The sequence below is a fragment of the Salininema proteolyticum genome (assembly GCF_042685645.1).
Lineage (GTDB): Bacteria > Actinomycetota > Actinomycetes > Mycobacteriales > Micromonosporaceae > Salininema > Salininema proteolyticum.
This window is the reverse complement of sequence record NZ_JBHUNX010000001.1, coordinates 4,396,187-4,415,796: the sequence shown is the minus strand read 5'-3', so window position 1 is coordinate 4,415,796 and position 19,610 is coordinate 4,396,187. Positions and strand designations below refer to the sequence as shown.

21 protein-coding genes and 1 tRNA gene are annotated in these 19,610 nt (G+C 70.4%); 4 read left to right on the top strand and 18 right to left on the bottom strand.

Annotated features, from left to right (window positions below; all coding sequences use genetic code 11):
* Positions 1–7 precede the first annotated feature (7 nt).
* A complete protein-coding gene (locus ACFTE1_RS20455; protein ID WP_380617840.1) occupies positions 8–154 on the top strand; it encodes a hypothetical protein in 147 nt (48 codons plus the stop codon).
* A 17-nt stretch (positions 155–171) separates the two neighbouring features.
* Entirely contained in the window at positions 172–447 is a 276-nt protein-coding gene (locus tag ACFTE1_RS20450; protein ID WP_380617841.1) for a hypothetical protein, read from the top strand.
* 268 nt (positions 448–715) lie between these two features.
* Here ACFTE1_RS20450 and ACFTE1_RS20445 read toward each other — a convergent pair whose 3' ends face one another.
* The 16 genes from ACFTE1_RS20445 to ACFTE1_RS20370 all read right to left on the bottom strand — a co-directional run bounded on the left by ACFTE1_RS20445 (position 716) and on the right by ACFTE1_RS20370 (position 16,126).
* Positions 716–1,705, bottom strand: coding sequence for a helix-turn-helix transcriptional regulator (locus ACFTE1_RS20445; protein WP_380617842.1), 990 nt, complete (start codon positions 1,703–1,705; stop codon positions 716–718).
* Between the two features lie 157 nt (positions 1,706–1,862).
* The gene (locus tag ACFTE1_RS20440) at positions 1,863–3,131 is read right to left on the bottom strand and encodes an ATP-grasp domain-containing protein (RefSeq protein WP_380617843.1); all 1,269 of its coding nucleotides are present in this window, start codon (positions 3,129–3,131) and stop codon (positions 1,863–1,865) included.
* 8 nt (positions 3,132–3,139) lie between these two features.
* Entirely contained in the window at positions 3,140–3,433 is a 294-nt protein-coding gene (locus ACFTE1_RS20435; RefSeq protein WP_380617844.1) for a putative quinol monooxygenase, read from the bottom strand.
* Positions 3,433–4,377: an NAD-dependent epimerase/dehydratase family protein gene (locus tag ACFTE1_RS20430; RefSeq protein WP_380617845.1), complete on the bottom strand. Its 945-nt coding sequence runs from the start codon at positions 4,375–4,377 to the stop codon at positions 3,433–3,435. Before ACFTE1_RS20430 ends, ACFTE1_RS20435 begins: the two co-directional genes overlap by 1 nt.
* A 9-nt stretch (positions 4,378–4,386) precedes the next feature.
* Positions 4,387–5,610, bottom strand: coding sequence for an MFS transporter (locus tag ACFTE1_RS20425; RefSeq protein ID WP_380617846.1), 1,224 nt, complete (start codon positions 5,608–5,610; stop codon positions 4,387–4,389).
* On the bottom strand, positions 5,607–6,911 hold the full coding sequence (locus tag ACFTE1_RS20420) for a hydrolase (protein WP_380617847.1): 1,305 nt from the start codon (positions 6,909–6,911) through the stop codon (positions 5,607–5,609). The genes ACFTE1_RS20425 and ACFTE1_RS20420 overlap by 4 nt, the downstream gene beginning before the upstream one ends.
* Positions 6,908–8,161, bottom strand: coding sequence for an ATP-grasp domain-containing protein (locus tag ACFTE1_RS20415; protein WP_380617848.1), 1,254 nt, complete (start codon positions 8,159–8,161; stop codon positions 6,908–6,910). The genes ACFTE1_RS20420 and ACFTE1_RS20415 overlap by 4 nt, the downstream gene beginning before the upstream one ends.
* A 10-nt stretch (positions 8,162–8,171) precedes the next feature.
* Entirely contained in the window at positions 8,172–9,068 is an 897-nt protein-coding gene (locus ACFTE1_RS20410; RefSeq protein ID WP_380617849.1) for a transketolase, read from the bottom strand.
* Positions 9,065–9,856: a 1-deoxy-D-xylulose-5-phosphate synthase N-terminal domain-containing protein gene (locus ACFTE1_RS20405; RefSeq protein ID WP_380617850.1), complete on the bottom strand. Its 792-nt coding sequence runs from the start codon at positions 9,854–9,856 to the stop codon at positions 9,065–9,067. Before ACFTE1_RS20405 ends, ACFTE1_RS20410 begins: the two co-directional genes overlap by 4 nt.
* Positions 9,853–11,724 carry a M20/M25/M40 family metallo-hydrolase gene (locus ACFTE1_RS20400; protein ID WP_380617851.1) on the bottom strand — a complete coding sequence of 624 codons (1,872 nt, stop codon included), beginning with the start codon at positions 11,722–11,724 and terminating at the stop codon, positions 9,853–9,855. The genes ACFTE1_RS20405 and ACFTE1_RS20400 overlap by 4 nt, the downstream gene beginning before the upstream one ends.
* Positions 11,725–11,738: 14 nt before the next feature.
* The gene (argC, locus tag ACFTE1_RS20395) at positions 11,739–12,776 is read right to left on the bottom strand and encodes an N-acetyl-gamma-glutamyl-phosphate reductase (protein WP_380617852.1); all 1,038 of its coding nucleotides are present in this window, start codon (positions 12,774–12,776) and stop codon (positions 11,739–11,741) included.
* Positions 12,769–14,085, bottom strand: coding sequence for a DegT/DnrJ/EryC1/StrS aminotransferase family protein (locus tag ACFTE1_RS20390; protein WP_380617853.1), 1,317 nt, complete (start codon positions 14,083–14,085; stop codon positions 12,769–12,771). The genes argC and ACFTE1_RS20390 overlap by 8 nt, the downstream gene beginning before the upstream one ends.
* Entirely contained in the window at positions 14,082–14,708 is a 627-nt protein-coding gene (locus ACFTE1_RS20385; protein WP_380617854.1) for a DegT/DnrJ/EryC1/StrS family aminotransferase, read from the bottom strand. The genes ACFTE1_RS20390 and ACFTE1_RS20385 overlap by 4 nt, the downstream gene beginning before the upstream one ends.
* Positions 14,705–15,610, bottom strand: a complete 906-nt coding sequence (locus ACFTE1_RS20380) for a RimK family alpha-L-glutamate ligase (protein ID WP_380617855.1) — start codon at positions 15,608–15,610, stop codon at positions 14,705–14,707. Before ACFTE1_RS20380 ends, ACFTE1_RS20385 begins: the two co-directional genes overlap by 4 nt.
* The gene (locus ACFTE1_RS20375; RefSeq protein ID WP_380617856.1) at positions 15,607–15,801 is read right to left on the bottom strand and encodes a lysine biosynthesis protein LysW; all 195 of its coding nucleotides are present in this window, start codon (positions 15,799–15,801) and stop codon (positions 15,607–15,609) included. The genes ACFTE1_RS20380 and ACFTE1_RS20375 overlap by 4 nt, the downstream gene beginning before the upstream one ends.
* A gap of 249 nt (positions 15,802–16,050) precedes the next feature.
* A tRNA-Glu gene (locus ACFTE1_RS20370) sits at positions 16,051–16,126 on the bottom strand.
* A gap of 310 nt (positions 16,127–16,436) precedes the next feature.
* Here ACFTE1_RS20370 and pheA point away from each other — a divergent pair.
* Positions 16,437–17,360, top strand: a complete 924-nt coding sequence (pheA, locus tag ACFTE1_RS20365; protein ID WP_380617857.1) for a prephenate dehydratase — start codon at positions 16,437–16,439, stop codon at positions 17,358–17,360.
* Positions 17,361–17,445: 85 nt separating this feature from the next.
* On the opposite strand, the gene ACFTE1_RS20360 is transcribed toward pheA, so the two are convergent.
* Positions 17,446–17,796 (bottom strand): metallopeptidase family protein, encoded by a 351-nt coding sequence (locus ACFTE1_RS20360; protein ID WP_380617858.1) that lies wholly within the window; start codon positions 17,794–17,796, stop codon positions 17,446–17,448.
* Between the two features lie 152 nt (positions 17,797–17,948).
* Between ACFTE1_RS20360 and ddaH the strand changes: the two genes are divergently transcribed.
* Positions 17,949–18,788, top strand: a complete 840-nt coding sequence (gene ddaH, locus ACFTE1_RS20355; RefSeq protein WP_380617859.1) for a dimethylargininase — start codon at positions 17,949–17,951, stop codon at positions 18,786–18,788.
* A 233-nt stretch (positions 18,789–19,021) separates the two neighbouring features.
* Here the strand turns inward: ddaH and ACFTE1_RS20350 are convergent, their stop codons facing one another.
* The gene (locus ACFTE1_RS20350) at positions 19,022–19,582 is read right to left on the bottom strand and encodes a hypothetical protein (protein ID WP_380617860.1); all 561 of its coding nucleotides are present in this window, start codon (positions 19,580–19,582) and stop codon (positions 19,022–19,024) included.
* Positions 19,583–19,610 lie beyond the last annotated feature (28 nt).

Sequence of the window (19,610 nt, the reverse complement as noted above, 5' to 3'; positions counted from 1 at the left end):
AATCCACATGAAGCGCACCGCCGCCATCGCCCTCGCCGCCCTCATCGCCCTCGGAGCCCTGTCCGGCACCGCGGCCGCTTCCGAAGCCACTTCCGACGGCTCCACCGACTGCCCCACCGCCGACGACTTCTCCGTGAACGTCGGCTGGTGCTGAACCGGCAGCGCCCCTGTATGCGACTATTCGCCGCCCGAGTAGATTATTCCCCCCGCACAGAGGTTCCGGAGACCAGGATCGAGGGCTCGCTGCGATTCAGCGCCACCCCCCGCGACAGGATCGAGCACAGCTTCATCAGAGTCTCCGAGTCCACTTGCCACATATTCGTCTACTCGCTCAGCGCGGACCCCGAGCGCGCGGCCGAATCAGGTATTCAACTGATTCACCGCGCGCTCGCCGCCGCGAGCGACAAGCAGGACTGGACCGTCGTCTGGGCCAAGGTCCTGCTCTGAGCGTTAGGCAGAACACCGGAGAACGTCCGTTTCCCGAACGGTGCTTTCCGGGCCGTCGGTAGAGTCGCGGCCCGGCAAAGCGCCCCACCGGCCCGAGAACCCCGGCCGACGAGTACGGAACGAGGGACCGCCGGCCGCCGGCCCCTGATCGCGGAGCACGGAGAGCGGAGTCCCGGCCGCGAAAAGCGGAGCGGCGGATCGCCGCTCGGCGAGGGAACGGGCCGACCCGCCGGAGGCGAATCGGCCCGAGATGCTCTCGAACAGTCCTTCAGGCCAGGTCGTCGGCCGATATCCAGCCCTTGGAGAGGGCCAGGGCCCCGAGGTGGAAGCGGCTGATCGCCCCCAGCCGCTCCGTCAGATTGGCGTGGATGCGCCGCACCGTCCGGAACGACACCTCCATCCGGCGCGCCACCGCCTCATCGGTCAACCCCAGCGCCCACAGCCGGAGGGCATGGCGCTCCTGAGCGGAGAGCCCCTCCTTCCTGCGGGGCCGCGTCCTGGTCAAGGGAGCGGCCTCTTTCCATTTCTCACTGAACAGGGCGATCAGTGCCTCGATGACGACCTCGTTGCGCAGCAGGAGACCTCCGGCGGTGCACAGGTCGTTGGAGAGCGGGATGATGGCCGCCTTGCCGTCGAACACGACCATGCGCAACGGCAGCGACGGCAGCGTCCGGACCTCCACCCCCTTCGACTGCATCCACTGCACGTACTCGTAGGTCTCCTCGTGGTTGCGCACGCTGTCGAGGTAGATGTCGCGATAGCGGACGCCGCGGTCGCGCAGGTCCTCCGTGACGGCCTTGGCCGCCTCGAGCGCCTCGGCGTTCATTCTTCCGGTCTGGCTGAAGTTCAGCACCTGGTCGACCGCCGCCGCTCCGAGCTCGGCGATCTTGGCGCGCACGTCGTCGCTGCCCACAAGCCGTTCGGCCTCGGGCCCGGACGTCGGAACGGATCCGCCGTACTGGGTCAGGAACTGCATCATGGCGATCCGGCTGTCCTCCAGGTCCTGGTTCCGCTGCGCCAGTTCCGCCTGGTTGCGGGCGTGGAGAGCGGGGAGGGCCAGCTCAGGGCTGTGCACTTCGACGCGGTCGTCGTCGACGTCGACCAGAGAGAGGTCGACGAGTCTTTCCAGCGCGGTCTTGACCTGGTCCGAGTCGAGTCCGAGCTTCTGTCCTATGTCCTTTACGCCGGCCTGTGGATCGGCCAGCATCAGCTGATACACCGATTGGGTGTGTTCGTCGATTCCGAGGGAATTCAGCACGTCTGTACCTTCCGATATTGGCATTCGACATGATGGTCGGAGCCTACCACGAACCGCGCGTTCCAAAGTGGTCAAAAATGACCGGTCGTGCGCACAGAGAATCCCCAGAGCCGCAGGGCCCTGGGGATTCCCGCCGTTGTGAAGCTTTCCTGAAGTCTCACTTACCGGGAGACATACGGAAGGCGATCCGCTCGTCCGCCTCCCGGCAGGCTCGCTCCGCCGCGGCGCGGTCGGCCGCGGAGGCCACCACGTAGCCTCTGTCGCATTCAAGACAAGAGTCGGTCTCGGAGACGACGTCGCCGGGGGACTTGGAGATGACGACGCCGACCTTCTCGCCCCAGAGGTCCTTGAGGTGCGGGATGATGTGGGTCGGCTTCTCCCCCTTGCGAAGCCGGATCACCTTGGCGTCGAGTCCGTCGAGGCCCTCGACGGACTCGACCGTCCCCGGCTCGGCCCGCAGGTAGCGGATCGCGGCCCCGCCCGCCGGCTCCGGGCTCTCGTCGGGGAGCTCGTCGACGCCCAGGGGAACGGTGAGGAACAGCCGGGCGGGGTCCCAGCCGGTGGAGCGGTGGACCAGTTCGGGGATCCCGGACCCGGACAGGCGGTTGTGGGTCTCCAGCAAACGCGGCCCCTGGCCGGTCAGGACGAACTCGCTGTGGGAGGGCCCGTTCTCCAGCCCGACGGCGTCGAGGATCTCGCCGGTCAGGCGGGAGAGGTCCTCCAGCGCCTTCGGGGGGAGGTCGGCCGGGGAGCTGATGGCCCACTCGACGAAGTGCTCGTTGACCTGGTACTCGCTGGTGCCGAGGACGACGTGCCTTCCGTTGTGGGAGAAGGCCTCCACCGTGGCGATGGGGCCGTCGAGGAACTCCTCGGCCAGGACCTCGCCGAAGCCGAACTCGGTGATGGCGGTGAAGGCGGAGGGGATCTGGGAGGCCTCGTCGACCATGTTGATGTGGAAGCTGCCGGCGCCCTTGGAGGGCTTGAGGACGATGCGCCCGCCGACCTCGGCCAGGAACTCCTCCGCCTCGGACACCGAGGAGACGACGCGGTAGCGGACCGGGCTGAGGCCGGCCTTCTCCAGGGCGGCGCGGGTCAGGTACTTGTCCTGGATGGTGCGGGAGACCTGCGGGTCGGTGCCGGGGAGGCCCAGCTTCGCGTTGACCTCGCCGACGGTCACGGCAGACAGCTCCGTGGTGGTGAGGATCCGGTCGAAGGGCCGTTCGCGGTGCAGCGGCTCGAGGGCCGCGAGGACCTTGTCGGTGTCGGTGATGTCGGTGGTGATGATCTGGGTGACGTGGTCTTCGGCCTCGCGCGGGTCGAACTGGCCCTCCCCGTGGAGGAGGACGACGTCGATGCCGAGCTCGCGGGCGCCGTGGACGGGCGCGGGACGGCCGCCGACGACGGCGATACGGTGTTTGAACTGCATGGTTGCTCCTAGGATTCGGTAACCGGACGGGACGGGTGGACCTCGCGGTCGACGCGGGGCAGGATCTCGGGGAGGTAGACGTCGCGGATGGCCCTCTCCTCCCCGTGGGCCTCCCACTTCTCCCGGGTGGCCCAGCGCTCGACGAGGGTGAAGCGCCGCGGCGACTCGTCGGACTGGTAGGCCTCCCAGGCGACGCAGCCGTCCTCGGCCAGGCACAGCGGCCGCATGCGGGCCAGGGCGTCGGCGACGTCGGGGACGTCGGCGTCCTCGCGGACGTCGATGGTGACGATGAGGTCGAACATCAGCGTTCCCTCCAGGCGTGTTCGGCAAGGGCGGGGAGCCACTCGGCGACGGGCCGGAACGGGAATCCGTCGGTGGCGGCCTTGTCGGAGGACAGGCCGAAGTCGGCCGGGCAGGAATAGCCCGACAGGCGCTCGTCGCCCTGGGCGTCGTCGAGCTCGAGGACCTCGGCGGTGCGCCCGGAGGCCTTCTCGAGGGCGCGGGCCACGTCGTAGACGCCGGCCAGGTCGGGCGCGCAGGCGTTGTAGACGCCCGAGGCGTTCTCGGCGGTGGCGGCCCATTCGAGGAAGGCGGCGACGTCGTCGGCGTGCACGAGGCTGGTGCGGCCCGGTTCCCGGTGGGCGACCACGGGCTCTCCCCCGGCGAGGCGCCGGACGTGGAAGTCCATCCGCCCGGTGAAGTCGCCCTCTTCGGCGAGGACGTGGGCGACGCGGGCGACCACGACGGGGACCTCGGCCCTGTCGGTCAGAGCGGCCTCGGCCTGGCGCTTGCCCTCCCCGTAGTTGGGCTCCAGGAACTCCATCGACTCCCAGTCGAGGGAGGTGTCGTAGCCGTAGCCGTCCGGGTCGAGCTGGTCCTCGCGGGCCCGGGCGTCGAAGTCCGGCGCGGCGACCTTCCAGCGGAACGTGTCGCGGTTGTAGACCTCCATGGAGGAGGTGAGCACGAAGCGCCCGGCCCGGTCGCCGAAGGCCTCGGCGGCGGCTATGGCGGCGCGCGGGTGGTAGCAGACCTGGTGCACGACGGCGTCGAAGGAGCGGCCTGCGACGGCGTCGGCCAGGGCGGCGGGGTCGTTGGCGTCGGCGGTCAGCCTCTCGACCGAGTCGCCGAAGTCGTCGCCGGCCCGCCCGCGGTTGACGAGCGTGACGGCGTGGCCGGCGTCCAGCAGTCGGCGGACCAGGAGGCTTCCGAAGAAGCGGGTTCCCCCGATGACGCAGTAGTGTCCCATGGTTCTCCTTTACGCGGCGGCGGTCTCGGGGGTCTTCTCGGCGGACTTCTCCGTGGAGGCGACCGTGATGCCGAGGCAGACGAGGGCGATGGCGGCGACCACGTACCAGTTGGCGCCGTCGATCCCGGTCCTCAGGGCGAGGTCGAACAGCAGCCCGGCCCCGAAGGCGCCGGCCATGTTGCCCGCGCTGCGGAAGAAGTGCATGGCGCCCATGGCCTTGGTGAGCTTCTCCTCGGGGACCTTCTTGGACACCCAGATGTCGAAGGCGGGGGTGAAGAGGATCTCCCCGAGGGTCACGACGAAGCAGCCGGCGATGACCCAGACGAGGGTCTGGCCCGCGCCGAAGGAGAGGAAGGCGGCGGCCATGCCCGCCAGTCCGATGGCCATGACCAGGTGCGGAGGCAGGCGGTCGTTGAGGAACTTGAACAGCGGGTACTGCAGGACGAGGATGGTCAGGCCGGTGATCCAGAACGGCGCCGAGGGCGCGAAGTCCGGGATGTGCTCCTGCATGTGCAGCGGGATCCCGACGACGAAGGACATCATGAGGAACCAGAAGACGCTGGAGAGCAGGAAGTAGCGCACCGCTCCCTTGACCTCGATGCCGCGGACGACGCCGAGGTCGAACAGGGGCGCCTTCTCCTCTTTCTCCGGCGCCGGGTCGAAGCCGTTCTTGGGGATGAACGAGCTCGCGGACAGGCAGAAGCCGATGAAGATGGCGAACACGGTGGTGAAGAGGATCTTCAGGTCGACTCCGAGCAGGAGGCCGCCGACGGCGGCGCCGCCGAACAGTCCCAGCTGGGCCGACATCTGGAAGGTGGAGAAGGCCTTGGCGCGGTGGTCCTCGGGGTAGGTGATGAGGACGTTCTTCAGGCCGGGGAAGACCGTGCCGGACCCGAAACCGACGAAGAAGGCCAGGACCACGTACATGATCACGCCGGTGGAGAAGCCCATGAGCAGCAGGGAGGTTCCCTCCAGGGCCGCGCCGGCGAAGACCACTCCCCTCATGCCGAGCCGGTCGGCGACGCCCTCGTAGGTGAAGGTCGCCAGGAGGCGGCCGACGTAGGTCATGCACATGATGAGGCCGGCCCACAGGCCGCCCTCTCCTCCGCCGATGGCGGCGACGAGGATGGGGAACCAGATGAAGTTCCCTATGTGGGCCAGCGCGATTCCGGCGTTGATGCCGAAGAGCGCCTTGCGGCGCTCTGGTGAGAGCGGTGCGGTGTCCGTGCTCATAGGACCGCCTTTCCTTTGGTCTCTGATTGGCGTATGCGGGCTATCTCCCCGGCCAGCGCGTCCCGGTCGAGGATCGTTCCCCGCACGACCGATTGCGCGGGAAGGGACCCCGGCGGGGACTCGGGCTCGAAGAGGTTGAAGGTGGCCGCCTCGCCCGCCGCGACCGGGTGTTCGCGGGCGGGCAGTCCGGCCATTTCGTTGAAGTAGTGCCAGCCGGTCACGGTCGCGGCGGCCATGAGGCCGCGGCGCAGCCCGGGGTCTCCCCCGGCGAGGTGCTCCAGTTCGCTCGCCAGGCTCCAGGCGTGGAAGGCCCCGATGTTGCCCGCGTCGCTGCCGACCAGGAGGCGGCCGCGGTCGAGGGCGGCGAGCGCGTTGCGGCGCATGGCTCCGACCGAAGCGGTGCGGACCTCCTGGAGGTTCAGCTTGATGCCGAACGGCTCGTCGATGGTCTTGGCGAACTCGAGGTTGGCCGGGTCCTGCGTCTCGGCGAATCCGGGGCGGGAGTAGGCCTCCTCGAACTGGGCGCCGGTGAGGATCATGGGCCGCAGTCCGGCGAGGGTGGAGACGAAGCGCGCGCCGTCGAGGCGGTCCCAGTCGGCGTCGCTCAGGTCGACGTCGCGGACCGAGTGCGCGAAGAGGCGGTAGCCGCGTTCGTAGGCGTGGAAGGTCTCTTCGCGCGTGTTGCAGTCGACTATGGACAACATGCCGCGTTCGGCTGCGGCCCGGACGGCGTGCTCCAGGATCCGCTCCTCGATGCGGGTGAAGCGGATGGGCTTGCCGCCGTGCTCGGCGCCCTCGGTGTACACGACCTTGAGGAAGGTCGCGCCGCGCTTCTCGTTGGAGTCGATGGCCGTGTCGACGTCGCCGGGGACGGCGGCCATGTGGACGGGCGTCGGGAACTCGACGCCGTGGCCGTAGGTCCCGTTGCCGTCGCCCATGGCGGTGACGGCGTAGCCGCAGTGGGCGACTTCGGGGTAGGGCCAGGGCGAGGCGGCCTTTCCGGCCTCCCAGGCCTCGGCGGCGACGGGGAAGCCGAAGAGGTCGACGATGCGGCCGATGCCGTAGTAGAGGTACTGCAGCGCGATGAGGCGCGGGTCGTCGCGGGTCTCGTCCCAGTTGCAGGGCAGCGAGAGGTGCGTGTGGGTCTCGGTGAAGGCCGGCCACAGCTCCATCTCGCCGCCCGCGGGCGGGCGCCCGGTCGGTTCGACCGACTCGAAGCGCCCGCCGGAGACGGCGACGGTGTAGAGGGTGTCGTCGTCCAGCGAGGGGACGGCGACGTTCTCCAGCACGCGGTCGGTCATCGCGCCACCTCTATGGACATGTCCAGCCCGATGTGGTCGAGCGCGCTGTCGCAGCGCTTGTTGACCTCTTCGCGGCTCTCGCCGGTGAAGATGACGTGGCCGATCCAGTCGAAGTTGCTCTTGGAGAGGCGGGAGACGACCGTGCCGGGCTTCTTGTAGGCCAGGGCGCTGTGGTAGCCGGGCAGTCCCTCGACGTCGGTGAAGTCGATGCCGCGGACGGTGCCGGCGACGGGGGCGCCGAACCAGTGGCCTCCGGCGATGGTCTCGCCGGGGAAGGGCAGTTCCGGCTTCTCGCCGAGGGCCTGGCGGATGACCTCCAGGTAGGCGTCGGCGCCGGAGGTGATCTCCATGAGGCTGGGGACGATGCCGCCGATGAGGCGCCCGTTGACCTCGCACAGCACCGGCCCGTCCTCCGAGAGCAGGTACTCGGTGTGGAGGAAGCCGAAGTCGACGCCCAGGTGCCGCAGCACCTTCGTGGTGGTCTCGAACAGCTCCTCGCGCAGCGGGTGGTCGTTGAAGTAGGTGGCGCCCATCTCGATGAAGTGCGGGAAGCCCGACAGGGGCCGGTCGGTGAGGCCGAGGTTGACGATCTCTCCGCCGGCGAGGACGCAGGTCTCGACGGAGATGAGCTCGCCTTCGACGAACTCCTCGATGACGATGTCGGGGATGCGGGCGACGCCGCGCCCGTAGTCCTCGACGCGGTCGAGCTCGGCGAGGTAGGCGTCGAGGTCGTCCTGGTCCTTCAGGTGCTGGACGTGGAGGCTCGCGGTGCCGTCGGAGGGTTTGGCGACGCAGGGGAAGCCGATCTCGGCGACGGCGTCGGCGACTCCGGAGGGGTCGGCGACGTGGGCGAAGCGGGGCTGGCGGATGTCCGTGCCCTCCAGGGTGAGGCGGGTGCGGTGCTTGTGCCGGGCGTTGAGGGCGGCCTCGACGTCCATGCCGGGCAGTCCCAGGTCGGCGGCGACGGCGGCGGTGTGGACGGTGTGGTACTCGCTGTAGGTGGTCACGCCGTCGACGGGGCGCTCGGCGTGGATCTCGCGGGCCAGGGCGACGAGCTTGTCGCGGTCGAAGGCGTCCTCGGACTTGATGACGGTGCAGCGCTCGTGGTCGTAGTTGCCCCGGGCCAGCGGCGAGGCGGCGAGGTAGAAGTCGGGGTCGACGGAGACGAGGGTGACGTCGTGGCCCAGGTCGAGGGCGTTGGCGATGCCGGCCATTCCGTTGGGGTTGCATTCGATCATGAGGATGTGCATGGTGTTCTCCTTAGGCGGTTTCTGCTGTCTTGGCGGCGAGCGCGGCGGGGTGGAGGCCGACCTGCGCGAGGGTCTCGGCGTGGTCGCCTCCCTGTGCGGGCCACTGGTCTCCGGCGGAGACGGAGTGGACCTCGGCTTCGGGGAGGAGGAGCGCGAGCGCTTCGGCGGCGCTGCCGGCGGTGCGGTGCTCCTCGACGACGATGAGGGTGGAGTGGTGGCGGGAGAGCTCCTTGGCGGCGGTCCGCAGGCTCTCGTTGTCCACGTAGGTCAGGACGGCGTGGGAGAGGCCGGACTCGGCCTCCCCGCACAGCCGGGCGGCCTCTTCGCCCACCGAGACGAGGCAGGCTCCCCCGGGGCGGCGGGCGGCCCATTTGACCTCGCCGGGCCCCGCGGCGTCGCCGGGAAGCGACTCGTAGGCGGCGTTGCGCCCGGTGCGGATGTAGTGGGGCCGCCCGGTCTCTAGGGCGTGGCGGACGACGGCGCGCATGTCGGCCTCGCCGTGGGGCGCGGCTATGGCGACGCCGGGGACCGTGCGGACGATCCCGATGTCCTCCAGGCTGTGGTGGGTGGTGCCGAACCACGCGCCGGACACTCCCGCGTAGGGGGCGACGACGGTGATCGGGGCACCTATGTAGCCCAGCGCGAGCTTCAGGCTCTCGGTGGCGCGCAGGGCGGCGAAGGGCGCGAAGGTGCTGATGAAGGGCCGGTATCCGGCGGCGGCAAGGCCGACGGCCATGTCGACCATGGCGCCCTCGGCGATGCCGATGTTGAAGAACCGGTCGGGGTGGGCCTCGGCGAAGGGGTGCTTCTTGCCGCCGAGGTCGGCCTCGAGGCAGATGATCCTCTCGTCCGTCTCGGCCAGGGCGGTCAGTTCGGCGCGGTAGGCGTCGCGTCCGGGCAGCGTCATCGGATCCCCTTCTTCCATTTCTCGGCGCGGGCCTTGTCGATCACGACGTAGTGGCTCGCGGCCTTGCCCTCCACGGCGCGGACTCCCTTGCCCTTGACGGTGTTCGCGACGACCGCCAGCGGCCGGGGCGAGTCGTGGGCGGCGAGGGTCCGCGTCAGCGCGGCGAGGTCGTGGCCGTCGACCTCGGCCGTGTCGCAGCCGAAGGCGGCGAAACGCTCGGCGAGGTGCGGCAGCGGCGAGATGTCGCCGACCAGCCCGTCGTTCTGGCCGCCGTTGCGGTCGACGAGGATGACGAGGTTGCCCAGGGCCCGGGCGGCGGCCACCTGGACGGTCTCCCAGATGAGCCCCTCCTGGAGCTCCCCGTCGCCGACGATGGCGACGGCGCGTCCCCCGGTTCCCTTGAGCCGCTGGGCCAGGGCCCAGCCCGCCGCGTAGGGCAGGCCGTGGCCGAGGCTTCCGGTCGGGAAAGACACGCCGGGGACCTTCGGTCCCGGGTGCCCGGTGTAGGGGTGGCCGAGGAGGCCGTAGCGCGGGGCGGGGTCCTCTTCGAGGATCCCCATGGCGTGCAGCGCGGCGTAGAGGCCGGCCGCGGCGTGGCCCTTGGAGAGGACGACCTTGGACTCCTCGTCGCGGGTGCCGTCGAGGGCGGCGATGAGGAGGTCCATGGCCGACAGGGAGCCGCCGAGGTGGCAGCCGCGTTCGGAGGCGGCCATGTCGACGACGAGGCGCCGGGCCTCCTTCGCCCTCTCCTCCAGGGCGTTCGTTCGTTCTTCCGTTGCGGTGGTCATGAGCGGTTCTCCTTCTGAGCGAACCAGTTCCGGACCGCCTCGGCGAGCACGCCGCGGGAGCGGCGGTACTCGTCGGGGTGGAGGTGCTCGTCCATGGTGTGGTCGAGGCTGGAGTCGCCGGGCCCGTAGGCGACCATCGGGACGCCTTCCCAGGTCGTGGCGAGGGTGTTCATGTCGGAGGTGCCCTTCTTGACGACGAAGCGGGGCTTGGCGCCCGCCGCGGCGAAGGACTTGGTGAAGGCCTTGACGAGCGGCCCTCCCCGCCCGCCGCGGAAGCCGGGCGTGGCCCGCAGGACCGCGACGTCGGCCCCGCGGGCCTCCTCGGCGGTCTTGCGCAGCAGTCCGACGTCCACGCCCGGGGGCACCCGGAAGTTGAGGACGGCCTCGGCCCGGTCGGACTCCCCGGCGGTGTCCACGCGCAGGTCGATGAGCGCGCTGAGCGCCTCGGGCGCGTGGCTCAGGATCTGGGCGCGGATCTCGTCGACCGCCGCCATCAAGGCGTCGGGGGCGGAGACGGCGTCCTTGCCGGCCGAGTGGCCCTTGGCCACGTCCACCGAGATCCCGAGCTTGAACAGTCCGAAGTAGCCGATCGTGAGGGTCCCCGATCCGGACGGCTCCCCTATGACGACCGCGTCGGCCGGGTAGGAGTCGCGGACGTGGAAGGCGCCCTTGGAGGAGGAGACCTCCTCCTCGACCGCGCCGACGACCGTGAGCCGGCAGCCCTCGGGCACCTCGGTCTCCTCCAGGACCTCCAGGAAGGAGGCGAGGCAGCCCTTGGCGTCGACGGTGCCGCGGCCGAACAGGGCTCCGTCCTCCCGCCACCGCACCGGCCACGGGGCCGGCACGGTGTCGACGTGGCCCATGAGCATGAGCCGGGCGGCGTCGTCCGCGGAGGAGCCCTTGACCGCCACCAGGTTCCCCGCCTCGTCCTCGAACGCCTCGACGCCCTTCTCGCGGCACCGGTCGACGAGGTAGGAGACGAGTTCGCGCTCGTCGCGCGAGACCGACGGGATGGAGGCGGCGCGGTGGAGCAGCTCGATGTCGCCCTCGGGCCTCTCGCCCGGCCAGAACCGGGTCCAGCCCTCGCGGCGCTCCATGGTGTGGGGGCCGCAGATGGCGACGTCGGCGCTGCCGTCGAGGGCGATCTCGGCGGCGCGGACCTTCTGCTTCATTCGCCCGCCCGCGTACGGCGCGCCCTCTCCCGAGTACAGGTGGGGGAGGGTGGAGTCCGGGTCGCCGGGGTCGGACAGCAGCCCGGCCGTCCCCGTCACGAGCCGCAGGTGGTCGGCGCGCATCGCGTTGGACAGCACCGCGGCCAGCACGTCGGCGTCCGCGTTGAGCGGCCCCCCGCCGTCGGACCCCGCCACCGGGGGCGAGACGCACACGGCGTCGAAGCCCTCCAGCAGCGTCGCGATCCTCGCCGTGTCGACCCGTTCGGGCCGTCCCACCCGGTGGTCGCGGACCACGCGGCTGCCTCCCGAGGCCGTGCGGACCCGCAACGGCCGGTTCGGCTCCGCCTCGACGAGGCCGCCCTGGGAGGCCACCGCCGTGAACACGCTCAGGCCCTGCTCGCGCAGTCCCTCGTCCACATTGGGGAGCGTGACGCTCTGGTAGGCGTCGACGATGTGCCCCATCTCCTCGGGCGAGCAGTAGCGGACCTTGTCGCCGCTCTTCAGCTCGAGTTCGGGGACGGTGCGCCCGATCCGGTCGTAGTGGGCGCGGATGCCCTCCGCGCCGCCGGCCACGACCAGCAGCCGGGCCCCGCGGCGGACGATCCGCGCGAGTTCGGCGAACACCTCGCCGCGCTCCAGCGTCGCGGAACCCACCTTGACCACGTACAGGGGCCTTGAAGTCCTGCCGGTGTTCACAGTCCTCGCCGAGCTCACAGTCCCACCGCCGTCCGGGGCAGGCCGGCCTCTTCGTCGAGGCCGTGCACGAGGTTGAACGCCTGCACGGCCTGGCCGGCCGCGCCCTTGATGAGGTTGTCCAGCGCCGCGACGGTCACGATCTCGCGGCCCGACACGCTCACCGACACCTCGGCGAGGTTGGAGCCGTTGACGGCCTTGAGCATCGGGAAGTCCTGCGGCTTCTTCGGCGCCGAGCGCAACCGGAGGAACGGGCGGCCCACGTACGCCTTCGCGAAGGCGCGCTTGACCTCCAGCCCCTGGCGGTCCTCCCTCAGCCGGGCGTACGCCGACACGAGGATGCCGCGCGGAGTGTCCAGGCTGTAGGTCGAGAACTGCAGCTCCGGCTGCACTCCGGTCAGCTCGGCGATCGCCTGGCTGATCTCCGGCGCGTGCCGGTGCCCGTGCGGCTTGTGCACGCGGAAGTTCCCCGCCCGCTCCGCCGGGTGCTCGCCGCTGCCCTTGCCCGAGCCCGAGGACCCGGTCTTGGCGTCCACGACCACGTGCGGCTCGACCAGGTCGTCGAGGAACAGCGGATAGAGCGCGTAGATCGAGGCGACGGCCATGCACCCGGGCAGGTTGACGAACCGGGACTCCGGAGCGCCGCCCGACAGCTCGGGAATGTAGTAGGCGAACTCGCCGCCCGCGTCGGTCGAGTCAGGGTAGTGCCTGCGCAGCTCGCCCGCGTCGCGGAGACGGAAGTCCCCGGCCAGGTTGAACACGCTCTTGGCCTGCCCGGCGACGGTGTCGAGCACCGGAGGGAGCTTGCCCGTCGGGAGGCAGCAGAACGCGGCGTCCACTTCGGGCATCTCCGCCAGCGGCCGGAACTTCTCCTTGGCCACGCCGGGATGGTTCCGCAGCCACGGGTGCACGGCGCCCACCGCGGCGCCGGCGTTGCGCTCGGCGCTGAGGAAGACGAGGTCGGCGTTGGGATGGTCGGCGAGGAGGCGGATGACCTCCCCGCCGGTGTAACCGCTCGCCCCGACCACGGCGACGGTGAGACTCTGATCAACCAAGACGCGCCGCCCTCCGGTAGGGGAGGGGATAGTCGTTCTCCTCCACGAGTTTCCGGACCGCGTCGGGCCGGCGGGCGACCTTCGCGAACGCCTCGGCGTAGCGCAGCACCCGCTCGTACTCGACCGGCGAGCGCAGCTCGCGGCAGAGCACCAGCGTGCTCTCCAGCATGCCCAGGACGTTCGGGAAGTCCTCGGGGCGGTGCTCCGCGCGCCGCTCCCCCAGGGTGAACGGGTAGCCGTTGCCGAACCCGTCGCGGCGCTGGAAGGGCAGGTGGCACGGGATGGGCGTGTTCTGCCATTCCCGCGCCGGGACGCCCTCGGCCACGAGCAGCTCGTGCACCGCCTGCTTCACCGCGTGGACCGGCAGGTCGTCCAGCCCGGCCTTCTCCGGGTGCAGTCCGACCCGGTACATGTTGTACGCGTGGACGTGGCCCTCGGGGACGTGCGGCGGGCTGAACAGCCCCGTCTCCCGCAGCGCGCCGTCCAGGATCGCGGCGTTGCGGGCGCGGACCTTGTCGTAGTACGGAAGCCGCTCCAGCTGGCTGGAACCGAAGGCCGCGGCGGCCGGGGCCATCCGGTAGTCGATGCCGTGGCGCACCAGGTAGGACCGGGCCCGCTCATAGGCCTCCTCGGTGGCGTAGAAGGCGATGCCGCCCTCGCCGCCCAGCGGGAAGTTCTTGTCGGCCATGAGGCTCTGCCCCGCCGCGTCCCCGATCGAACCCGCGACGCGGTCCCCGATCTTCGCCGAGTGCGCGTGGGAGGCGTCCTCGACCAGGGCGAGGCCGTGCCGGTCGGCCAGCGCCCGCAGGCGGGCCATGTCGGCCGGAAGGCCGTGGACGTGGACCGGCATGAGCGCCTTGGTCCTCGGCGTGACCGCCTCGGCCGCGCTCTCGGGGTCCATGCAGTAGGTGACGGGGTCGATGTCGGCGAACACCGGGATCGCCCCGGCCGCCACCACCGCCTGGGCGGTGGCGATGAACGTGAACGCCGGGACCACGACCTCGTCGCCCGGCTCCACGCCGGCGCCGACGAGGGCCATGTGCAGGCTCGACGTCCCCGAGGCCGTCGGCAGGGCGTAACCCGCGCCGACGTAGTCCCGGTAGGCCCCGGCGAAGTCGTCGACGACCTTTCCGGGGTCCTTCTTCAGGGAGAGCATCATGGTCAGGACGTCCTCCTTGGTGATCACCGGGAAGACGGTGCGGCGGACGTCCTTGCCGATCATGGCCGGCCCGTCGAACAGGGCCAGCTCGGCCCCGCGCTCGGACTCGGACGGCGGGTTCAGCGGAAGGGTTGGGAAGTCGGTCTTCATCGCGCGGCTCCTGCGGGTGTCTTGGAGGCCTGGTTGAGCCCCAGCCGCAGGCAGGCGGCGACCAGCGGGCTCAGGCGGTAGTTGAACTGGACGCCGGGAACGAGGTCGGGGTTCGACTCCTCCTGCGTCCACATGGTCCTCAGGTCGAAGGCGCCGAAGATCTTGAGCCGCTCGGCACGGGCCCAGACGCCCTCGTCGTTCGAGCACACGGCCGAGGCCGGCCCGAATCCGAGCTCCGAGAGGTCGAGCACGAGCGTGTCGGCCCGCCTCTCCCCCGCCCAGGAGCGGATCTCCCCGGCCGTCTCGGCGTCCGGGCGGAACCGCTCGAACAGCGGGGCGTCGCCTTCGGCGCCCTCCACTCCGAGCCAGGAGGCGAAGCGGCGCTCGCTCTCCTCCAGGTCCGGCAGGACCGCGGTGTCGCCGTGGCCGACTCCGTTGCCCGCCAAGGCGGCGTGCAGGCCGGCCGTCGACGAGTTGAACAGCGCCACGTGTCGGCGCCCGGTCAGCTTGCCGAGCAGGCGCTCCAGACCGGGCAGTTCCCGGTCGCTCTTCTCGATGCTCATGACCACGCCCGAGGCCATGACTCGCGTCAGGACCACGGCGGCGTCGAAACGCTCCATCATGGGTTCACTCCTCCCAGGGAGACCGGCTCGTTGTCCCGGTCGGGGTTGTCCACCAGCTTGGAGACGTACTCGGCCAGGAGGCCGGCGACGTCGACGCCGTGGATCTTCGATGACTTGGCGAACTCGGGGTTGGCGTTGACCTCCAACACCTTCAAGACGCCCTCGGCGCGGTCCTCCACGAGGTCGATCCCGTAGAAGCCCTCGCCGACCACCTCGACCACCTGCTGGCACAGGGCCTCCATCTCGGGAGTGGCCTCCACGGGCTCGACCTTCGCGCCGAGCGTGGTGTTGGTGCGCCAGCTGTCGGACACGCGGCGGAACGCGGCCACCGGAGTGCCTCCCACGACGACGACCCTCAGGTCGTGGTCGGGCTTGTCGACGTACTGCTGGACGAGGACGGGGAAGAACTTGCCCGCCGCGTCGGTGGACTCGCGTCCCCCGATCCACGCGTCGAGACAGTCGGGTCCCGTCATCCGGGTGACCCCGCGGCCCCAGGAGCCGCTGACGGGTTTCACCACGACCGGGAACCCGTAGGACTCCACGGCCTCCTGGACCTGGTCGAAGGAGAAGGCCAGGCGCGAACCCGGGTGCGGCACGCCGTGACGGGCGAAGAGCAGCGCCTGATAGCCTTTGTCCCCGCAGGTGTCTATGGACGACGCCCGGTTCAGGGTCCTGATTCCGCTGTGCTCCAGCATCTTCGCGTTGGCCAGCGCCTCCTTGTGGGAAAGGTTGCGCACCACGGCCACGCCGGGTCGATTCTTCCTGGCCAGGATCTCGCCAAAGTCTCCTGGCAGGGCGGTCTCGACGCTCAGGCCCTGCCCGCACAGTGCTTCGACCAGAAGTCGCTCTTCCGGTCGAAGCACTGTCATGGACAGGACGACGTCGGTGCGGACGTCGTTCACTCGCCCCAGTCCTCCTCGACCTCGGGGGCGAGGTCGATCCTGGTGACCGCCTCGGTCTTCTCCAGGACCTCGTGCTCTTGTCCGCACGACTCGCACTCGACTATCTCGCCCTTCTCCCAGGACTCGTGTCCCTCCAGAGCGCTGTCGCAGACCAGGCACTCGAGAGCGGGGGTAGCGGTCGTATTGCTCATGTGGGGTGTTCCCTTTCGTTCAACGGCATTCCGTGCCACCGGAACGCAAGGTGCGATCCGGCTCTGTACAACATCGTCGTCCGATCGGGGGGCGGGCGAAAGTGGCCAGTAATCGACGCCCGGGCGGGGGGCAGAACTGGCCACGAACCGCGAAGTGTCAGGCCCGTGAACAGGAGATACCGGCAGAAGAGCCAGCTTGGGGAGGGCATGAAAAAAGCCGCCCGAAGGCGGCTGGAAGAGAAGGAGGAGTGGTACCCCGTACCGGATTCGAACCGGCGTTACCGCCTTGAAAGGGCGGCGTCCTAGGCCACTAGACGAACGGGGCCCTCACGACGAGTCGTGAAGTCCCACCAAATATACGTGACCGCCTCCCACCCGTCCACTGCGGGGTCGCGGTGAGACAGCAGTCATAGAGCCCGCATCCCGCCTCCCCACGTGCGCGAACGCGCTTGGAGCAGGACTCGGGCGGACGAACCCCTCTCCGCGCGCGAACACCCCGGGGATTCGCACCCGGTTGCTGAGGCGCTTGCTGACGCCCCTCCACGCGCGGAGGCCCCGGAGCGAACGGCTTGGCCGACGACATGGCCGGCCTCGCCTCCCCACGTGCGCGAACTCGCTCCTGATAGCTTTGGTCCATGAAAATCGGCTATCTCGGACCGCGTGGAACCTTCACCGAGGCGGCGCTCAACGCCATGCCCGCCGCCTCCGGCAGCGAGAAGGAACCCATGCCCTCCATCCCCGACGTGCTCGACGCCGTCCGGTCCGGGAACCTCGACGCCGGGTTCGTGCCGGTCGAGAACAGCCACGAGGGCACTGTCAACGTCACCATCGACCAACTGCTGCACGGCGATCCGCTGCTCGTCTCCGCCGAGGCCGTCCACCCGGTGACCTTCGTGCTCGCCTCGTCCAGGCCGCGCGGCGAGATCGCCACGGTCGCCTCCCACCCCCACGCGCTCGCCCAGGTCCGCCAGTACCTGCGCCGCGAACTGCCCGACGCCGACACCGTCGAGGTGCTCTCCACCGCCGCCGGGGCCACGGCCGCCGAGACCGGCGCCGCCGACGCCTGCGTCTGCGCCCCGCACACCGCCGAGGACCACGGCCTGCCCGTCCTCGACTACGACATCGGGGACAACCCGGGCGCCGCGACCCGCTTCCTCCTCGTGCGCCGCCCCTCCGCCCCCGCCGCGCGGACTGGCAACGACGTCACCTCCCTGGCCGTCTACATTCGACACGACCAGGTCGGCGCCCTGCTCAACGTGCTCACCGCGTTCTCGGTGCGCGGCATCAACCTCACCAAGATCGAGTCCCGCCCCACCGGCGAGGGGCTCGGACGCTACGTCTTCCTCCTGGACTGCACGGGCCACATAGAGGACGCCCGCGTGGGCGACGCCCTAGCCGCGCTCCGCCGCTCCGGCGCGGGCCTGCGCTTCCTCGGCTCCTACGAGCGCCAGTGGATCGATCCGCCCCTCTCCCCGCTCCCGGGCATGACGGACGAGGACTACGACGCCGCGCAGTCCTGGCTGGACGCCCTCCGCCGCACCGGAGAGTCCGACCGCTAGGCGCTTCGGCGGGGAGACTGCGAGCGCCTCGCCCGCCGGAGCGGGCGGACGCGCTGGACGAGCCGAACGCGCCCGGTCCCGCCGCCTAGCCCCATCCCAGCTCGTGGAGCTGGTCGTCGTCGATCCCGAAATGGTGCGCGATCTCGTGCACCACCGTCGTCCGGATCTCCTCCACCAGGCCGTTGCGGCCGTCCGCGTACCGCAGGTGCGGCCCCCGGAAGATCGTGATCGTGTCCGGAAGCACCGCGCTGTAGTCGCTCCCCCGTTCGGTGAGCGCGATCCCCTCGTACAGCCCGAACAGGTCCTCCCCCGGCGGCGGCTCCTCCTCCACCAGGATCACCACGTTGTCCATCACGGTCAGAAGCTTCTCCGGAATCGAGTCGAGGGCGTCACCGACGGCCTCCTCGAACTCCTCCCGGGACATCTCAACGGCCATCCCCCAAATCTCCCACACGGCCGTTGCGGGCGGAGAACTGGTTTCCCTCCCCGCCACGCAGGAACGCGCAGCCGGGAAAAGCGCTGAAAGTCACCCCGATTCCGACCGTCCCGGCCTTCTCACACGCAACAGGTGTGCTTATGATTCTCACTATGCAGACCTATGCACGGAACAGTGCCGGACGAGGTGATTCACGAACCTTCCTGATGTGCCGCCCCTCGCACTACGCGGTGGAGTACGCCATCAACCCGTGGATGGACACCTCCCAACCGGTCGACGCCGCCCTCGCGGCGAGCCAGTGGGAAACCCTCAAGGACGCCTACCTCGCCCACGGCCACGAGGTCGTGGAGCTCGAACCCCAGCCGGGACTCCCGGACATGGTCTTCTCCGCCAACGGGGCCTTCAGCGTGGACGGACGCGTCTACGGCGCCCGGTTCCGCTACCCGGAGCGCTCCGACGAAGCGGCCTCGCACGCCGACTGGTACGCCGACCGTCCCGACGACTGGGCGTTCCACGCGCCCCGGTTCGTCAACGAGGGCGAAGGCGACTTCACGTACGTCGAGGGGCCCGGCCTGATCCTCGCCGGATGGGGCTTCCGCACCGACCCCGCCGCCCATGCCGAGGCGGGCGAGGTGCTGCGCCGCCCCGTCGTGTCGCTGCGGCTGGTCGACGACCGCTACTACCACCTCGACACCGCCCTGGCGGTGCTCGACGACCGCCGGATCTGCTACCTGCCGGAGGCCTTCTCGGCCGACTCGCAGGTCATGCTGCGCAACCTGTTCCCCGACGCCGTCATCGCCACCGAGGAGGACGGCGCCGCGTTCGGTCTGAACTTCGTCTCCGACGGGGAGAACGTCTTCATCAACGCCGAGGCGGAGGCGCTGGGCGAGAAGCTCGCCGCCGAGGGCTTCACCGTCGTGCCGATCGACCTGTCCGAGCTGAAGAAGGGCGGCGGGTCGGTCAAGTGCTGCACCGCCGAGCTGCGCCGCTGACGCTCGGCTCCCAGGCCTCCGGCCTGTCGACGACCGCCGGTTCCGGGATTCCGATCCTGGAACCGGCCTTCTTTTTCGCCGAGGGCGCCCGGGTGCCCGTCGGTCCTGCGACGGGTTGGGGTTCGTTGCCGCGTCTCCGCGCCGTACGGCGGTCTCGGGGGCGGCCGGGGTTCGGTTCGAGGGTCCGCGCCGCTCGGCCCCGTCGGGGTGCGGGCCGGGACAGCGGGGGACGGCTAGCCGCCGAAGATCCTCAGCCCGCGCTCGCGGGCCGGGAAGCCGGTCTGCGCGGGGATCGGCGGCGCGGGCGGGGCTCCGAGCAGGACCGGGTCGGGCATCGCGCCGCGCGGGTGGTCGCCGATGGGCGTGCACTCGGCCCCCGGGCGGCGGAAGACCACCGCGAGGTGCGCGTCGATGTGCCACATGCGCTTCGAGTGGCCCGCCGGCAGCCAGAAGTGGAAGTACTCCCCTCCGGCGGCGAAGCTGAGTTCGACGCCCGGACGGACCGGAACCGCCGACCACCGGAGGCGGTCGACCTCTTCGACCGGGGCGTCGAGGATGGCGCGTACCCGGTTGAGGAGTCGCGACTGGCGCGTGATGACCAGGCGGCGACCGGTGAGCATGAGGACGTGCTCGCCGCCCGAGTATCCGTCGGACCCCATGGCCGCGGTCAGGAGGATGACGCGGTCGCCGGGCGAGGAGTTCAGCCGGAGGTATGGGACGTGCCTGGTGAGCTGGGAAGAGACGAGTCCGCCTTCGGCCGAGGCGGAGAGCATTGTGCGCGAGAAAATGTCCATGTTGTTGTGGCCCCCACTCGAATCGCGT

Excerpts from the sequence above, each read along its gene's own strand:
- ACFTE1_RS20430 (WP_380617845.1), bottom strand. The coding sequence starts at position 4,377 with ATGGGACACTACTGCGTCATCGGGGGAACCCGCTTCTTCGGAAGCCTC.
- pheA (WP_380617857.1), top strand. The coding sequence starts at position 16,437 with ATGAAAATCGGCTATCTCGGACCGCGTGGAACCTTCACCGAGGCGGCG.
- ACFTE1_RS20410 (WP_380617849.1), bottom strand. The coding sequence starts at position 9,068 with ATGACGCTGCCCGGACGCGACGCCTACCGCGCCGAACTGACCGCCCTG.
- ACFTE1_RS20435 (WP_380617844.1), bottom strand. The coding sequence starts at position 3,433 with ATGTTCGACCTCATCGTCACCATCGACGTCCGCGAGGACGCCGACGTC.
- ACFTE1_RS20390 (WP_380617853.1), bottom strand. The coding sequence starts at position 14,085 with ATGAAGACCGACTTCCCAACCCTTCCGCTGAACCCGCCGTCCGAGTCC.
- ddaH (WP_380617859.1), top strand. The coding sequence starts at position 17,949 with ATGCAGACCTATGCACGGAACAGTGCCGGACGAGGTGATTCACGAACC.
- ACFTE1_RS20405 (WP_380617850.1), bottom strand. The coding sequence starts at position 9,856 with ATGACCACCGCAACGGAAGAACGAACGAACGCCCTGGAGGAGAGGGCG.
- ACFTE1_RS20440 (WP_380617843.1), bottom strand. The coding sequence starts at position 3,131 with ATGCAGTTCAAACACCGTATCGCCGTCGTCGGCGGCCGTCCCGCGCCC.
- ACFTE1_RS20385 (WP_380617854.1), bottom strand. The coding sequence starts at position 14,708 with ATGATGGAGCGTTTCGACGCCGCCGTGGTCCTGACGCGAGTCATGGCC.
- ACFTE1_RS20415 (WP_380617848.1), bottom strand. The coding sequence starts at position 8,161 with ATGCACATCCTCATGATCGAATGCAACCCCAACGGAATGGCCGGCATC.
- ACFTE1_RS20420 (WP_380617847.1), bottom strand. The coding sequence starts at position 6,911 with ATGACCGACCGCGTGCTGGAGAACGTCGCCGTCCCCTCGCTGGACGAC.
- ACFTE1_RS20455 (WP_380617840.1), top strand. The coding sequence starts at position 8 with ATGAAGCGCACCGCCGCCATCGCCCTCGCCGCCCTCATCGCCCTCGGA.
- ACFTE1_RS20375 (WP_380617856.1), bottom strand. The coding sequence starts at position 15,801 with ATGAGCAATACGACCGCTACCCCCGCTCTCGAGTGCCTGGTCTGCGAC.
- ACFTE1_RS20360 (WP_380617858.1), bottom strand. The coding sequence starts at position 17,796 with ATGGCCGTTGAGATGTCCCGGGAGGAGTTCGAGGAGGCCGTCGGTGAC.
- ACFTE1_RS20450 (WP_380617841.1), top strand. The coding sequence starts at position 172 with ATGCGACTATTCGCCGCCCGAGTAGATTATTCCCCCCGCACAGAGGTT.
- ACFTE1_RS20350 (WP_380617860.1), bottom strand. The coding sequence starts at position 19,582 with ATGGACATTTTCTCGCGCACAATGCTCTCCGCCTCGGCCGAAGGCGGA.
- ACFTE1_RS20425 (WP_380617846.1), bottom strand. The coding sequence starts at position 5,610 with ATGAGCACGGACACCGCACCGCTCTCACCAGAGCGCCGCAAGGCGCTC.